Source organism: Cellulophaga baltica 18, assembly GCF_000468615.2.
Classification (GTDB): Bacteria; Bacteroidota; Bacteroidia; order Flavobacteriales; family Flavobacteriaceae; genus Cellulophaga; species Cellulophaga baltica.
On record NZ_CP009976.1, the window covers coordinates 985,584 to 1,001,193 of the forward strand.

A 15,610-nucleotide genomic window follows, 5' to 3' on the forward strand; every position below is an offset into this window, starting at 1 on the left:
TATGAAAAGTTGCGAAAACGTTATAGATTTAAAAAAATAACACTATTCTTTATCTATTTTATTTTGCAGGGCATAATAAGCTCTTTTTGATGCAATTTCTTCTGCCTTCTTTTTTGAAGTAGCTCTGGCTTTTGAAATTATTTTTTTATTGATATGGAGTTTTACTGCAAAATGCTTTACCGCATCATTGCCAGTGTCCTCATAAATATCATAGTAGAAAGATTTTTTTTGCTTTTGGCACCATTCTATCAAAAGACTCTTATAACTGATCACTTTACCTTCCAGTTGCTCTATATCAACGTAGGGATCAATTACCCTCTTACTAATAAATTTCTCGCAGTATTTATAACCACGATCTAAATAAATAGCCCCCACTAATGCTTCAAAGACATTGCCGTGAATATTATCGCCAAAATGTGATTTAGGGATTCTACTTTCTACAAAATGAATTAAGTTTAAGTCTTTCCCTAATTCATTTAAATGCTCTCTACTTACAATTTTAGAGCGCATTTTCGTCAAGTATCCTTCATCACCTGTTGGAACTTCGCTATACAAATATTTAGAGATGATGGTTCCTAACATAGAATCGCCTAAAAACTCAAGGCGCTCATAATTCATAGGCATACCATCTTCATCCTTAATATTCGCAGATCTATGTAAAAATGCTTTCTTATAAACAGCCAGTTTTCTAGGTTTAAAACCTAGAATTCGGGTCATCCCTAAAAAAAAATCCCCATCCTCTTTAGAATGGGAATTAAATATATTTGAGGGAAAATTCATTGGTAGCTTAACTTATTTTTTTAAAGATAACACATGCATTGTGTCCACCAAAACCAAAAGTATTACTTAATGCAACTTTCACATCTCTTTTTTGAGCCTTATTTAACGTTAAGTTTAATTTAGGATCAATGTTCTCGTCAATATGTGTATGATTGATTGTTGGAGGAACAATTCCATGTTCCATAGATAAAATAGCTGCAATGGCTTCTATAGCTCCTGCTGCTCCTAACAAATGCCCCGTCATAGACTTTGTTGAGTTGATATTTATTTTATGTGCATGCTCTCCAAACACCTTAGATATCGCTTTTAATTCTGCTACATCACCAAGTGGCGTAGAAGTACCATGCGTATTTATAGCATCTACATCTTCTGGATTAAGACCTGCATCTTTTAAACAGTTCTGCATCACGCGCACAACACCAATACCGTCTGGATGTGGAGCCGTCATATGATAAGCATCACTTGAAAGACCACCACCAGCAACCTCTGCGTAGATTTTTGCACCTCTAGCTACGGCATGTTCGTATTCTTCTAGAATTAATGCTCCTGCACCTTCTCCAAGCACAAAACCATCTCTAGTAGCGTCAAAAGGCCTAGAAGCTGTTTCCATTTCTTCGTTTCTGGTAGATAATGCGTGCATTGCACCAAAACCACCCATACCTGCTATGGTTACCGCAGCTTCACTACCACCTGTAACCACCACATCACAATGTCCTAATCTAATGGTGTTCAACGCATCAATAATTGCATTTGCAGATGATGCACATGCAGAAACTGTGGTATAATTAGGCCCCATAAAACCATGTCTGATAGAAATATTGCCTGGAGCAATATCTGCAATCATCTTAGGAATAAAGAACGGATTAAATCTTGGGGTACCATCACCTGCAGCAAAATTTAGAACTTCATTTTGAAAAGTTTCTAAACCTCCTATCCCAGCTCCCCAAATGACACCAACTCTAAATTTATCAACCGTATCAAAATCGATACCACTGTCTTTAATTGCTTCATCTGAAGACACTATTGCGTACTGTGCAAACCGGTCTAATTTTCTTGCTTCTTTTCGATCGAAAAAATCTTCAGCATTGAAGTTTTTTAGCTCGCAAGCAAATTTGGTCTTGAATTTCTCACTATCATAATAGGTTATTGGAGCCGAACCGCTTTTACCATTCACCAAACCATCCCAATACTCTTCAATAGTATTACCAATTGGGGTTAATGCCCCAATTCCTGTAACTACAACTCGCTTTAACTGCATTGATTTCATTTTATTTAAGTAAACAACTTTATCAAAAGTAGGTGTAAATTAAAAAAAAATATCCATGCGGAGTAATTACCACATGGATATTTTATAATCTTAATTAAGATATCATAAAATTACTTTGCTTCTTCTATATAACTTATAGCTTGACCAACAGTAGCAATATTCTCTGCTTGATCATCTGGAATTTGGATATCAAATTCTTTTTCGAATTCCATGATTAACTCAACAGTATCCAATGAATCTGCTCCTAAGTCGTTTGTAAAGCTTGCTTCAGCAACAACTTCGTTCTCATCAACTCCTAATTTATCAACGATGATAGCTTTAACTCTTGATGCAATATCTGACATAATTATTCTTGTTTTAAAAATTTAACTGGTGGCAAAAATAAAAAACTTTGGATTAATAACACTATTTGTCGTTAAAATGTATCAGATTTTAACCAAATTAATTACAAGAGTGTTATTTTAGCCTAAAATTTTTCTCCTTCAATAACCCCAAAACACCCTATGAAACGTATTGTTCTTTTTGCTTCTGGTTCTGGATCTAATGTTGAAAACATAGTACATTATTTTCAAGATAATTCTGAGGTTACTATCGCCGCTGTATTTACTAACAAAAGCGACGCCAAAGTTTTAGACAGGTGTAAAAGACTGAAAATAAGCGCCTTACACTTCAACAGAACCTCATTTTATGATACTGATTGCCTATTAGACATTTTGAAGGGAATGAAACCAGATCTAATTGTATTGGCAGGATTCCTCTGGAAAATCCCTGAAAAACTCGTGCAGAGCTTCCCAAATAAGATTGTAAATATTCATCCAGCTCTATTGCCAAAATACGGAGGAAAGGGAATGTATGGAATGAATGTTCATAATGCTGTAAAAGCCAATAATGAACTAGAAACAGGTATCACAATCCACTTTGTGAACGAAAATTACGATGAAGGCGCCATAATAAGACAAGAAAAAACCCAAATTGCACCTGAAGATAGCGCTGATGATATCGCTAAAAAAATACACGAATTAGAATACAAACACTTTCCTAAAGTTATAGACCAAATATTACATGGATAAAATACAAGTACATATTTATACTGATGGAGCTGCAAGAGGAAATCCCGGTCCTGGTGGATATGGTATTGTCATGGAATGGGTAGGAAAACCCTACAAGAAAGAATTCTCAGAAGGTTTTAAACATACTACTAATAATAGAATGGAACTTCTTGCTGTAATTGAAGCTTTAAAAAAACTTAAAAACGAAGGCACCTATGTAAAAGTCTTCACAGATTCTAAATATGTGGTAGATACCGTAGAGAAGAAATGGTATGTAAAATGGGAAAAAACGAATTTTAAGGGTAAAAAAAACCCAGACCTCTGGAAGCTTTTCCTTGTGGAATATAGAAAACAGCACGTTTCTTTTCAATGGATCAAAGGTCATAACAATCACAGACAAAATGAACGATGCGACGCTCTTGCTGTTGCTGCATCAAAAGAACGAAACCTTAAAGAAGATTCAGGCTTTAATCCTAGTTAATATTTTGCACTTTTACCATTAGCCTGAGTTTTACGTATAAAAGCGCGAATATCATCATTAGCATTTTTTAAATCTTCTTTACGCAAATACATCATATGCCCACTGCGGTAGCCTTTAAATTCAAAACGATTTTTCATACGCCCACTAGGATCCACTTGCCACATGGTATATTTTGCATTAAAATAGGTAGTAGCCCCATCATAGTACCCACTTTGCACCAACACATTTAAATACGGGTTTTGCGCCATTGCTTGTCTTAAATTATCACGAGTATGGTCATCACTATCATCCCAAGGGTGCACTGGGCCAAACATATTGTATTTAATATCTGTCTTGAAATTTAACTCTTCCTGTAAATAATAATTAATTGCTGGCGTAAAACTGTGCAACCATGAGGTAAGTTCTGCATTATAATCTGGCTTGTCTCCTGAGAGCTGCCTATCTACACCTAAATACCTACTATCTAATCTGCCTACTGTATAACCACTTTTATTTTTTAATAAATTTTTCCAAAAATAGTTTGTAGGCACTACCAGGTTTTGATCCAGTATTTCTTTTTTAGTCAAACCAGCGTAATATGCCATTTTCTCTGCCACATTATTTCTTTCGGTTTCAGAAATAAAACCACCTTTAGCTATTGCAGGCAACACACTATTTATAGTATACACCTCGACTTCTGGCAGAATATCATTCAAATCTTTCTGCTGTAATGCTGCTGGCAACGCTTGATGATGCCATGCCGTCGCCGTGTAGTACGGTAAATTAAGTGCTCCTGAAACAGGGCCATCTTCCCTTAAAACCTTATAGTCTGCTGGTGAAACCATAATAACACCATTTAAATACATCCATTGCTGATTTTGCAACGCAAGAGACAAACCCATCACTCGTGTGCCTCCATAACTTTCTCCTATTATATATTTTGGAGAACGCCACCGATTATTTCTAGTTACAAATGTATTTAACCATTCCGCCAAATATTTTATATCAGCATTAATCCCAAAAAACTTTTTACGATCTACCTCTTCTCCTGTCTCAGGAATAGTTCTACTGTAGCCCGTATTTACCGGGTTTACATATACAATATCTGTTTCATCCAAAACAGAATATGGATTCTCATCTACACCATAAGGTTGTACGGGATACCCTTCATCATCAATCTTCAATATTCTAGGGCCTGTATACGCCAAATGCATCCAGACCGAGGCAGAACCAGGCCCACCATTAAAGGAAATAAGTAGTGGCCTTGAAGCGCTATCCTTTACATTGTCTCTTGTATAATAAGTATACTGTAAGCTTGCAATTGGCTCCCCTTTTTCATTCCAAACAGGTTGCATACCTGCGTGTACCGTATAATTAATTAAAGTACCGTTAATAGTTGCTTTACTTTTTGTTGTGATAATCGTATCGACAGGAATTTTTCTTCCCTGTGCAGAAATAGTGGTTACTACTAAGAATAAAATCAAAAGAAGAGAATGTACAGCCTTCATAGTTTGGTAAGTAAAAAATTGATTTCTAAAATTAATGATTTTTAAAGAAACGCAGACCACTAAGCCTAAAGAACATAAGAAAATAAACGGTCTTTAAAACAACAATAAGCCCTACGCGTTTATAGAAGTGAAACAACTTCGTTAAACTGTTCATACTTTTTTAAAACTCCTTTACATACCTCAAAAGTTACCCTTATATTTGCACAAAATTACAGACCATAATGGGTAAATTATTAATTGTTGGAACGGTTGCTTTTGATGCTATTGAAACACCTTTCGGAAAAACTGATAAAATATTAGGAGGGGCTGCAACGTATATTGGCTTAGCGGCATCTCAATTTAATGTAGAATCAGCCATTGTTTCTATTGTTGGCGATGATATGCCAGAAGAATATTTAACACTTTTGAAAGAGAAAAATATTGATCTTTCTGGGTTAGAAATTGTAAAAGGAGGAAAAACTTTTTACTGGAAAGGTAAATATCACAACGATTTAAATACTAGAGATACCTTAGCCACAGAGCTTAATGTATTAGCAGATTTTAATCCTGTAGTTCCTAATGGTTTTAAAGATGCCGATGTTGTTATGTTAGGAAATTTACATCCTAGCGTCCAATTAAGTGTAATTAATCAATTAGAACAAAAACCAAAATTAATAGTATTAGACACTATGAATTTTTGGATGGACAATAGCTTACCTGAATTATTAGAGGTTATAAAGCATATTGATGTAATTACCATTAATGATGAAGAAGCACGCCAATTAACTGGAGAGTACTCTTTAGTAAAGGCAGCTGCTAAAATTGAAAAAATGGGACCAAAATATGTAGTTATTAAAAAAGGAGAACATGGCGCATTACTTTTCCATGAGACCAAAGTATTCTTTGCTCCTGCGCTTCCTTTAGAAGAAGTTTTTGATCCTACTGGTGCCGGTGATACTTTTGCAGGTGGTTTTTCTGGGTATTTAGCCCAGACACAAAACATCTCCTTTAACAATATGAAAAACGCAATTATACAAGGTTCTAATTTAGCGTCATTCTGCGTAGAGAAGTTTGGCACCGAGCGTATGAAGAAATTATCAAAAGAAGAAACTAATAAAAGATTACATCAGTTCAAAGAGTTAAGTCAATTTGATATTGAATTACAATAAAAAAACCTACGCCCTGTCTTTTCAGGGCTTTTTTAATATATCTCGAGAAGAAAATGAGTGATGCCATTAAACACGAATGCGGAATTTCTTTAATACGTTTGTTAAAGCCGCTAGAATATTATCAAGAGAAATACGGTACTGCTTTTTACGGCGTAAACAAGATGTACCTTATGATGGAAAAGCAGCATAATCGAGGTCAAGACGGTGCTGGTTTTGCAAGTATTAAACTAGATATGAAGGCTGGTGAACGCTACATGAGCAGAGTACGTTCTATTGCACAGCAACCTATTCAGGATATTTTTGCCCAAATTAATGATAGAGTAAACTCTGCTATTAAAGAAAATCCTGAGTATGAAAACGATGTTGCTCTTCAGAAAAAACACATTCCATACATTGGCGAGGTTTTATTAGGACATGTACGTTATGGTACGTTTGGAAAAAATAGTATAGAGAGTGTACACCCCTTTTTAAGACAAAACAATTGGATGCACCGTAACCTTATTGTTGCGGGGAACTTTAACATGACTAATGTTGATGAGCTTTTTGATAATTTAATTCAAATTGGCCAGCACCCAAAAGAAATGGCAGATACGGTTACCGTTATGGAAAAAATCGGTCACTTTTTAGATGATGCTGTCGCAAAGCTTTACAAAGAAATTAAAAAAGAAGGTTTTAACAAACAAGAAGCTTCTCCCTTAATTGCAGAGCGCTTAAATGTGGCTAAAATTTTACGTAGAGCAGCAAAAAACTGGGATGGTGGTTATACTATGGCAGGCTTATTAGGTCATGGTGATGCTTTTGTATTACGTGACCCTGCAGGAATTAGACCTGCGTATTATTATAAAGATGATGAAGTTGTTGTTGTTGCTTCAGAAAGGCCCGCAATACAAACCGTTTTCAATATACAATTTGAAGATATAAAAGAACTAGATCCTGGACATGCAATTCTTGTGAAAAAGAACGGCAAAACTATCATTAAAGAAATTCTAGAGCCAACAGAACGCAAAGCTTGTTCTTTTGAGCGTATTTATTTCTCTAGAGGTAGCGACAAAGAAATCTACCAAGAACGTAAAGAATTAGGTAAACTCATCTTCCCACAAATACTTGAGTGTATAGATGAAGATATAAAGAACACCGTATTCTCTTATATTCCTAATACAGCAGAAACCTCATTCTACGGAATGGTGAAGGAAGCTCAAAATTACATGAACAAAAAGAAAGAAGAACAAATTCTTTCTATTGGTTCAAAGATTACCAAAGAGGAATTGCATGAGATTTTAGATGTAAGACCAAGAATTGAAAAAGTAGCAATTAAAGATGCTAAGCTTAGAACCTTTATCGCACAAGATAGCGGTAGAGATGACTTGGTTGCGCATGTATACGACATCTCTTACGGTTCTGTAAAAAAAGGAGACAACTTAGTCATAATAGACGATAGTATTGTTAGAGGTACTACCTTAAAGAAAAGTATCCTTAAAATATTAGACAGATTACATCCTAAGAAAATTGTAGTAGTATCTTCTGCTCCACAAATTAGATACCCTGATTGTTATGGTATTGATATGGCAAAGCTAGAAGACTTTATTGCTTTTAGAGCGGCATTAGAATTGCATAAGGATAGAAATACCATGCATATTGTTGATGATATTTATCAGAAATGCCTATTGCAAGTAAATTCACATGATAAAGACGTGATCAATTATGTAAAAGAATTTTACTTGCCTTTTACAGCAACAGAGATATCTGACAAAATAGGCATCTTGTTAAGTTCCCCTGAGATAAATGCAGAGGTACAGATTATTTATCAAACGATATCTAACCTACATCAAGCTTGTCCGCAAAACCTAGGAGACTGGTATTTTACAGGAGAATATCCTACACCTGGAGGGAACAGAGTAGTCAATAGAGCATTTATAAATTTCTACGAAGGAAAAAACGAACGCGCATATTAACCTACAGCTATCGATGAAATGCAACGAATAGTGCATTTCATCGATAATATTGACCGATTGACGTAAAATTAGTCGTTTCAACGAGTGGCAAGAGTAATTTTAGATTGCCATAGCATAAGTAGGTTAAGTTTATGGTAAGATTTGGGGAAAAAGGTGGAGTCTAACTCCGCCTTTTTTATTTCTATACTTTTCTAATTTCAATACAGCATACTTCAAGACTACCAAATACACTGCTGTTTTACCTTTTGACTTTTATATCCGAGTGTTCATCTAAAACTTTGATGCACAACATACTCATTAACATACCTTTGGAGAACCATAGCATAAGTAGGTTAAGTTCATGGTAAGATTTGGGGAAAAAAGGTGGAGTCTGACTTCACCTTTTTGTATTTACATTATTCTTCATAAAAAAAATACCATAATCCCTTTCAAAAAGCCAAAAAGAGTATTTCAACTTGGATAAACGGCGTTCATCTAAAACTTTCGTCTAAATATACTATCTCAAACTACATTTGTAGGACCATAGCATAAGTAGGTTAAGTTCATGGTAAGATTTGGGGGAAAAAGGCGGAATAATATTCCGCCTTTTTCATTTCTGATACTCAGCACTTTAACCCAAAAAATAGCCTTTAATCGATTCTTTTTTATAAAATTTATAGCATTAGTACTATAAATTATCTCTATATCTTTTGATATTTCTCACAATACCAGTAACTTAGCATTGCCATAGCATAAGTAGGTTAAGTTTATGGTAAGATTTGGGATGAAAAGGATGGAGACTTCTCCATCCTTTTCTGTTTTTATAAACGAAAAAACCCACCAGAATTAACTAGTGGGCTTTATATATAAGAAAATTGTTCTTACTATAGACTACTTATTAGCAGCATATAACTCAGAAACTTTATTCCAGTTAATTACGTTAAAGAACGCATTAATATAATCTGGTCTTCTATTTTGGTAGTTTAAGTAGTAAGCATGCTCCCAAACATCTAAACCTAAGATTGGAAAACCACCACAACCTACACCAGGCATTAATGGGTTATCTTGGTTTGGTGTAGAACAAACTTCTACTTTACCACCTTTATGAACACATAACCATGCCCACCCAGATCCAAATCTTGTAGCTGCTGCTTTAGAAAATGCATCTTTGAAAGCTTCTAATGAACCATAAGCTGCATCAATAGCAGTCGCTAATTCACCTGTTGGCTCCCCACCACCGTTTGGAGACATTACTTCCCAGAAAAGAGAATGGTTGTAAAAACCACCACCGTTATTTCTTACGGCAGCATTATCCATATCTAAAGTATCAAAAATAGCTTCAATAGATTTTCCTTCTAAATCTGTTCCTGCAATAGCGTTATTTAAATTGTTTGTATATCCATTGTGATGTTTAGTATGGTGAATTTCCATAGTTCTAGCATCAATATTTGGTTCTAGTGCATCATATGCATATGGTAATTTTGGTAAATCAAAGGCCATAATATAATTGTATTTAAGTTAATAAAATGTTGTCTAACAAAGTTAAGGTTTTAAGAAACTAATTCCACTAATAATTTGTTAAGAACTGTATAAGATTACGTAATTTGCAAGTAAAAAGCAGGTGGAAAACACATCGTATAATATTTATAATGCCTCAGCAGGGTCTGGAAAGACATACACGCTTACCAAATCATACCTGAAAATTATTCTCTCTAGTGCAACATCTGCAAATTACCGAGAAATTTTAGCCATTACTTTTACCAATAAAGCGGTAGCTGAAATGAAGGAGCGTATTATTGATAGTTTATATGACTTTGGCAAAGTTAAAAACGCTGAGGACGCCCCTTCTATGTTCAAAGATCTTGTAAAAGAACTACACGTAGATACAGAAACGCTGCAAAAAAGATCTAAGACTAGATTAAAAGAAATTTTACATAACTATGCTTTTTTTGATGTTTCTACCATTGATAAATTCACGCATAGGTTAATTAGAACCTTCGCCAAAGATTTAAAACTCCCTCAGAATTTTGAAGTTATCCTAGACACTAATTTACTTTTAAGTGAAGCAGTAGATCGCCTTGTAAATAAAGCAGGTACAGCACCAGAACTTACGAAAGTTCTTATTGCATTTGCCTTAGAAAAAGCAAACGAAGATAAAAGTTGGGATATTTCAAGAGATATCTTTGACATGGGAAGAGAGCTTCTCTTTAAAGAAAAATATGAGGATGCGCTAGAAGTTATCGGTCAAAAAAATATTGAAGATTTTAATACCTTAAAAACTTTATTAAAAGCGAAAATTAAAAAAGCAGAAGACAACATACAGCTTGCAGGGAAAACAAATCTGCAATTAATGACTGATAATGGTTTAGAGATCAAAGATTTTAAAAGTTCTTATTTCTCAAAGTTTATGATGGATGTATCTGAATTAAAACCAACCATAAACTTCAATGCCGCTTGGAAACAAGATTTTGAAAACACGGCATTGTACACCAAAACACTATCAGAAGACAAAAAAGCAACCATTGATGGCTTGCACCCCACCTTTGCTATTCATTTTCAAAGCATAAAAAAGAATTTCTTTGATCTGGCTTTCCTGAAAAATGCCTACAAAAACATTGTACCACTAACCGTTCTTAATGCTTTACAAAAAGAATTAAAAAATCTAGAACTAGAGCGCGATGAAATTCCGTTAGCTACATTTAATAGCATTATTTCTAAAGAGATAAAAAACCAACCCGTTCCTTTTATTTATGAACGCCTTGGAGAAAAATACCGTCATTATTTTATTGATGAGTTTCAGGATACTTCAGAATTGCAGTGGAGTAACTTAATACCTCTAATTGGTAATGCCTTAGAAAGTCAAGACGAAAAAGGAAACAATGGTTCTTTACTATTGGTAGGCGATGCTAAGCAGGCTATTTATCGCTGGAGAGGCGGTAAAGCAGAGCAATTTTTAAACTTGGTACATCAAACTAAAAATCCGTTTGTATATTTTCCTAATGTAGAAAACCTCCCTGCAAACTATAGAAGCTATCATGAAGTCATCAATTTTAACAACAGTTTCTTTACTACCATTAGTGCCAATATTACCAATGCAGTATACAAATCGCTTTTTGAAGAAGGCAACAAACAAAAGGTAAACCATAAAGAAGGAGGTTTTATTCAAATTTCATTTATAGAAGAAGACGATAAAAATGAAGATGAGTTGTATTGCAATGAAGTGCTACAAACCATTACCAACCTTTCTGAAAAGAAATACCCTCTTAAAGATATCTGTATTTTAGTTCGTGATAAAAAGCATGGGATACTTCTAGCTGATTTTTTGAGTGCAAATGAGATTCCGATTATATCTTCTGAAACCTTATTACTTAAAAACAATCCAAAAGTTAATTTCCTTGTTAACCTTCTCAAGCTTAGTGTTGATAGTGAAGATTACGAAGCCGCCTATGCCATTTTATCTTATTTAGGAAATACTTCTAACTACCCCAAGCATGAATATATTTCTGAAAACCTGAATAAATTAGAGAAGCATTTATTAGAAGCCTATCAATTTGATGCCAATATACTGAAGCAATCTAGCGTCTATGACGGCTTTGAACAGGCCGTAAAGCACTTTAATCTAGTTGATGAATCTGATGCGTATATTACCTATTTCTTAGATGAAGTTTTAGACGTAGAGTACAAACAAGGGGCTAGCGCTACCTTATTCTTAGATTACTGGGAAAAGAAAAAAGATATGCTAAGTATCAGCGCTCCATTAGAAATGGATGCGGTACAAATCATGACGGTTCACAAATCTAAAGGATTAGAATTTGAGGTAGTCTTATTCCCTTACGCCAATAGTCATATATATAAGGAGCTAAAACCAAAAACATGGTTGCCCGTAGCGGCCGAGGAATTTAATGGCTTTACAGACGTACTAATTAATAAGACTAAAGAAATTGTAAACTATAGCGAGGAGGCCGAAAGTATTTACAATGAAGAACATGAAAAATTAGAATTAGACGCCTTTAATGTATTGTATGTAGCCTTAACCAGAGCCGTAAAATGTTTGTTTGTCTTCACCAAAAAAGAATTCGAAGGGAAAACAGAAAACCCTAAGAGCGATTATTACTCCGGCCTATTTATGGGTTATTTAAAACAAGTAGGCCTTTGGGAAAATCAGCAATTACATTATCAATTTGGACAGCTCGATGAAAATAACAGTAGCGACCAGCTTACAAACGATCAAGAAGTAATCAAATTCCAATATTCCTATAAAGAGCGTACTAGTTTTAATATTGTTACCAAATCTGGAATGCTTTGGGATACTTCTACAGAAGCCGCACTTTCTAAAGGGAATACCATTCACCAAATACTGAGCTTAATTGAAACGGTTGATGATATTAAAAAATGTTTTGAGAAGCTCGTAAAAAAAGGATCTTTAAATTCAGAAGAGGTCCCGCTATTAGAACAAAAGGTTAGATCTATAATTGAACATACTGAATTAAAAGAATTCTATGCAAAAGATACCATTGTTAAAAATGAAACCGATATAATCACAAAAAATGGTATAATTTTGCGCCCAGATCGTTTGGTTTTCAAAAACAACAAAGCAAGTATTATAGATTATAAAACAGGCGCAAGAAACGTAAGCTACAAAGACCAAGTAGACACTTACGCCAATGCCATTGAAGAAATGGGATATCAAATTGATAAAAAAATTATCATTTATATAAATAAAGATATAATTCCTGAATTTATTTAAAATTAAAACATGTACGGAAATATTAAAAATTACTTAACAGAAGAATTAGAGCATATCAAAGAATCTGGTTTGTTTAAAAAGGAACGCATAATTACGTCTCCTCAAGATGCCGTTATTAAAATTAGCACCGGAGAAGAAGTTATTAATTTTTGCGCTAATAATTACCTAGGTCTATCATCACATCCAGAAGTAGTACAAGCAGCAAAAGACACCTTAGACAGTCATGGTTTTGGAATGTCGTCTGTTCGTTTTATTTGTGGAACACAAGACATCCACAAAACATTAGAAAGTACCATAGCAGATTTCTATCAAACCGAAGACACTATATTATATGCCGCTGCCTTTGATGCTAATGGCGGTGTTTTTGAACCCTTGCTGTCTGCTGAAGATGCTATTATCTCTGATTCTTTAAACCATGCTTCTATCATTGATGGCGTTAGACTATGTAAAGCAATGCGCTATAGGTATGCTAATAATGATATGGCAGATCTAGAAGAGCAGTTAAAAAAGGCAAATGAAGCAGGTGCTCGTTTTAAAATTATTGTTACCGATGGTGTGTTCTCTATGGATGGTGTTTTAGCGCCATTAGATAAAATATGTGACTTAGCAGATAAATATGATGCTTTAGTTATGATTGATGAATGCCATTCTGCAGGATTCATTGGTGCTACAGGAAGAGGAACACTAGAAGAAAAAGGTGTTTTAGGAAGAATAGATATTATTACAGGTACACTTGGTAAAGCACTAGGTGGTGCTATGGGTGGTTATACTACCGGTAAAAAAGAGATTATTGAAATGTTGCGCCAACGTTCCAGACCTTATTTGTTTTCAAACTCATTAGCACCCGCTATCGTAGGTGCTTCTATAAAAGTGTTTGAAATGTTAAAAAGAGATACTTCTTTAAGAGATAAGCTTGAGGAAAATACGCTATATTTCAAAAAAGGTATGAAAGCTGCAGGTTTTGATATTATAGAAGGAGATTCTGCAATTGTGCCCGTTATGCTCTATGATGCTAAATTATCACAGCAAATGGCAGACCTATTATTAGAGAAAGGTATCTATGTTATAGGCTTCTTTTATCCGGTTGTACCCAAAGATAAGGCCAGAATTAGGGTTCAATTGTCTGCTGCGCACACAAAAAATCACTTAGATAAAGCAATTTCAGCCTTCACGGAGGTAGGAAAAACGCTGAAAATCGTTTAAATGCATCATTTAATGCTTTAATTGTGTTAAAAAAAATAGGAAATTGATTTTGTTAATAATTCTTAACAACTTACATTTGCAGCTAATAAACCCTTAAACTTAAATATAATAAAATGAAACATCTTAGCAAATTATTGGTTGTTGCCCTACTTTTTGTAGGATTTAACAGCATTCAAGCGCAAGACGAGAATAATCCATGGCAAGTTGGTTTTGGTGTAAACGCAATTGATGTTTATCCAACTAGTGATGTAAGTTCTTTTGGAAATGAGTATTTCAACGCTACTGATCACTGGAATATCCTTCCTTCTATCTCTTATGTATCTGTTTCTAGATACGTTGGTGACGGATTTTCTGTTGGAGCTAGAGGTTCTTTAAACAGAATCGACAAGTTAGGTGATGTATCTGTTGATGATTTATCTCACTACGCTCTTGATGGTACTATTAAATACAACATTTTAAAAAATACAGTAGTTGATCCTTTCGTTGAAATCGGTGGTGGTTATACTTGGATTGATGAAATCGGAGCGGGTACAGCTAACGGTGGTATTGGTGTTAATATCTGGTTTACTGAGAACATCGGTTTAACTTTACAAACTCAATATAAGCATTCTTTCGAAGATTACTTAGCTCCTCACATGCAGCACTTAGCTGGTCTTAGCATCAAATTTGGTGGTACTGATACAGATGGTGATGGTGTTTATGACAAAGATGATGCTTGTCCAGAAGTTGCTGGTTTAGAAGCTTTCAACGGTTGTCCAGATGCTGACGGTGATGGTATCGAAGATAGCAAAGATGCTTGTCCTAATGAAGCTGGTTCTAAAGAAATGAACGGATGTCCAGATGCTGATGGCGATGGTGTTGCTGATAAAGATGATGCTTGTCCTAACGAAGCTGGTACTGCTGCCTTAAAAGGTTGTCCAGATGCTGATGGTGACGGTGTTGCTGATAAAGATGATGAGTGTCCTGCTGAAGCTGGTCCTGCTTCTAACAAAGGTTGTCCTTTCTTAGATAAAGACGGTGACGGTGTATTAGACAAAGATGATATGTGTCCAGATGTTGCTGGTACTGTAGCTAACAAAGGTTGTCCTGAAGTTACTGAAGAAGTTCAGAAACAATTGAATGACTATGCTAGAACTATCTTATTTGATACAGGTAAATCTTCTATAAAAGCTGAGTCTACTTCAGTTATGGTTGACATTATCACAATCTTAAAAGAATATCCTAATGCTAAATTTACTGTAGAAGGTCATACTGATAGCGTTGGTTCTGCTAAATTGAACCAAAGTTTATCTGAGTCTCGTGCTCTTTCTGTAAAAGAATTTTTAGTAGAAAAAGGAATCGAAGAATTCAGATTATCTGCAATTGGTTACGGTGAAGAGAAGCCTATCGCTTCTAACAGTACAAGAGCTGGTAGAACTCAAAACAGAAGAGTTGAAATTAACTTAGTTAAATAATAACTAAAAGTTCAATTCAAATTTATAGTTAAAAGCTCCGCAATTGCGGAGCTTTTTTTATTT

The 15,610-nt window shown here is 34.8% G+C and carries 12 protein-coding genes; 7 read left to right on the forward strand and 5 right to left on the reverse strand.

The genetic code is table 11. The annotated features are described in order from the left end of the window. Positions 1–42 precede the first annotated feature (42 nt). The 3 genes from rnc to M666_RS04090 form a co-directional block, all read right to left on the reverse strand. The gene (rnc, locus tag M666_RS04080; protein ID WP_024482561.1) at positions 43–780 is read right to left on the reverse strand and encodes a ribonuclease III; all 738 of its coding nucleotides are present in this window, start codon (positions 778–780) and stop codon (positions 43–45) included. A 7-nt stretch (positions 781–787) separates the two neighbouring features. Then, a complete protein-coding gene (gene fabF / locus M666_RS04085; protein WP_029447650.1) occupies positions 788–2,038 on the reverse strand; it encodes a beta-ketoacyl-ACP synthase II in 1,251 nt (416 codons plus the stop codon). 119 nt (positions 2,039–2,157) lie between these two features. Beyond that, complete coding sequence (locus M666_RS04090) at positions 2,158–2,391, reverse strand: acyl carrier protein (RefSeq protein WP_009778413.1); 234 nt, start codon at positions 2,389–2,391, stop codon at positions 2,158–2,160. Positions 2,392–2,550: 159 nt separating this feature from the next. Here M666_RS04090 and purN point away from each other — a divergent pair, with 159 nt between their 5' ends. Then, positions 2,551–3,117: a phosphoribosylglycinamide formyltransferase gene (purN, locus tag M666_RS04095; protein ID WP_029447649.1), complete on the forward strand. Its 567-nt coding sequence runs from the start codon at positions 2,551–2,553 to the stop codon at positions 3,115–3,117. Beyond that, positions 3,110–3,577: a ribonuclease HI gene (gene rnhA, locus M666_RS04100; RefSeq protein ID WP_029447648.1), complete on the forward strand. Its 468-nt coding sequence runs from the start codon at positions 3,110–3,112 to the stop codon at positions 3,575–3,577. Before purN ends, rnhA begins: the two co-directional genes overlap by 8 nt. Here the strand turns inward: rnhA and M666_RS04105 are convergent. Continuing rightward, entirely contained in the window at positions 3,574–5,064 is a 1,491-nt protein-coding gene (locus tag M666_RS04105; protein ID WP_029447647.1) for a S10 family peptidase, read from the reverse strand. The two genes, rnhA and M666_RS04105, sit on opposite strands and share 4 nt — an antisense overlap. A gap of 221 nt (positions 5,065–5,285) precedes the next feature. On the opposite strand from M666_RS04105, the gene M666_RS04110 reads away from it, so the two are divergent. After that, positions 5,286–6,212 carry a PfkB family carbohydrate kinase gene (locus tag M666_RS04110; protein WP_029447646.1) on the forward strand — a complete coding sequence of 309 codons (927 nt, stop codon included), beginning with the start codon at positions 5,286–5,288 and terminating at the stop codon, positions 6,210–6,212. Positions 6,213–6,265: 53 nt separating this feature from the next. Further along, a complete protein-coding gene (locus M666_RS04115; protein ID WP_025616433.1) occupies positions 6,266–8,164 on the forward strand; it encodes an amidophosphoribosyltransferase in 1,899 nt (632 codons plus the stop codon). An 870-nt stretch (positions 8,165–9,034) separates the two neighbouring features. Here M666_RS04115 and M666_RS04120 read toward each other — a convergent pair. Continuing rightward, positions 9,035–9,643, reverse strand: coding sequence for a superoxide dismutase (locus tag M666_RS04120; RefSeq protein ID WP_029447645.1), 609 nt, complete (start codon positions 9,641–9,643; stop codon positions 9,035–9,037). 121 nt (positions 9,644–9,764) lie between these two features. Here M666_RS04120 and M666_RS04125 point away from each other — a divergent pair, with 121 nt between their 5' ends. From M666_RS04125 to M666_RS04135, 3 genes are all read left to right on the forward strand, one after another. Further along, positions 9,765–12,890 carry a UvrD-helicase domain-containing protein gene (locus M666_RS04125; RefSeq protein ID WP_029447644.1) on the forward strand — a complete coding sequence of 1,042 codons (3,126 nt, stop codon included), beginning with the start codon at positions 9,765–9,767 and terminating at the stop codon, positions 12,888–12,890. Between the two features lie 9 nt (positions 12,891–12,899). Beyond that, positions 12,900–14,093 carry a glycine C-acetyltransferase gene (gene kbl / locus M666_RS04130; RefSeq protein WP_024482552.1) on the forward strand — a complete coding sequence of 398 codons (1,194 nt, stop codon included), beginning with the start codon at positions 12,900–12,902 and terminating at the stop codon, positions 14,091–14,093. A gap of 113 nt (positions 14,094–14,206) precedes the next feature. Beyond that, positions 14,207–15,547 (forward strand): OmpA family protein, encoded by a 1,341-nt coding sequence (locus M666_RS04135; protein ID WP_029447643.1) that lies wholly within the window; start codon positions 14,207–14,209, stop codon positions 15,545–15,547. Positions 15,548–15,610 lie beyond the last annotated feature (63 nt).

What these genes read in the sequence shown, in the direction of transcription:
- kbl (WP_024482552.1), top strand. Translation starts at nt 12,900, where the DNA reads ATGTACGGAAATATTAAAAATTACTTAACAGAAGAATTAGAGCATATC.
- M666_RS04115 (WP_025616433.1), top strand. Translation starts at nt 6,266, where the DNA reads ATGAGTGATGCCATTAAACACGAATGCGGAATTTCTTTAATACGTTTG.
- rnhA (WP_029447648.1), top strand. Translation starts at nt 3,110, where the DNA reads ATGGATAAAATACAAGTACATATTTATACTGATGGAGCTGCAAGAGGA.
- purN (WP_029447649.1), top strand. Translation starts at nt 2,551, where the DNA reads ATGAAACGTATTGTTCTTTTTGCTTCTGGTTCTGGATCTAATGTTGAA.
- M666_RS04110 (WP_029447646.1), top strand. Translation starts at nt 5,286, where the DNA reads ATGGGTAAATTATTAATTGTTGGAACGGTTGCTTTTGATGCTATTGAA.
- M666_RS04090 (WP_009778413.1), bottom strand. Translation starts at nt 2,391, where the DNA reads ATGTCAGATATTGCATCAAGAGTTAAAGCTATCATCGTTGATAAATTA.
- M666_RS04105 (WP_029447647.1), bottom strand. Translation starts at nt 5,064, where the DNA reads ATGAAGGCTGTACATTCTCTTCTTTTGATTTTATTCTTAGTAGTAACC.
- rnc (WP_024482561.1), bottom strand. Translation starts at nt 780, where the DNA reads ATGAATTTTCCCTCAAATATATTTAATTCCCATTCTAAAGAGGATGGG.
- M666_RS04120 (WP_029447645.1), bottom strand. Translation starts at nt 9,643, where the DNA reads ATGGCCTTTGATTTACCAAAATTACCATATGCATATGATGCACTAGAA.
- fabF (WP_029447650.1), bottom strand. Translation starts at nt 2,038, where the DNA reads ATGCAGTTAAAGCGAGTTGTAGTTACAGGAATTGGGGCATTAACCCCA.
- M666_RS04135 (WP_029447643.1), top strand. Translation starts at nt 14,207, where the DNA reads ATGAAACATCTTAGCAAATTATTGGTTGTTGCCCTACTTTTTGTAGGA.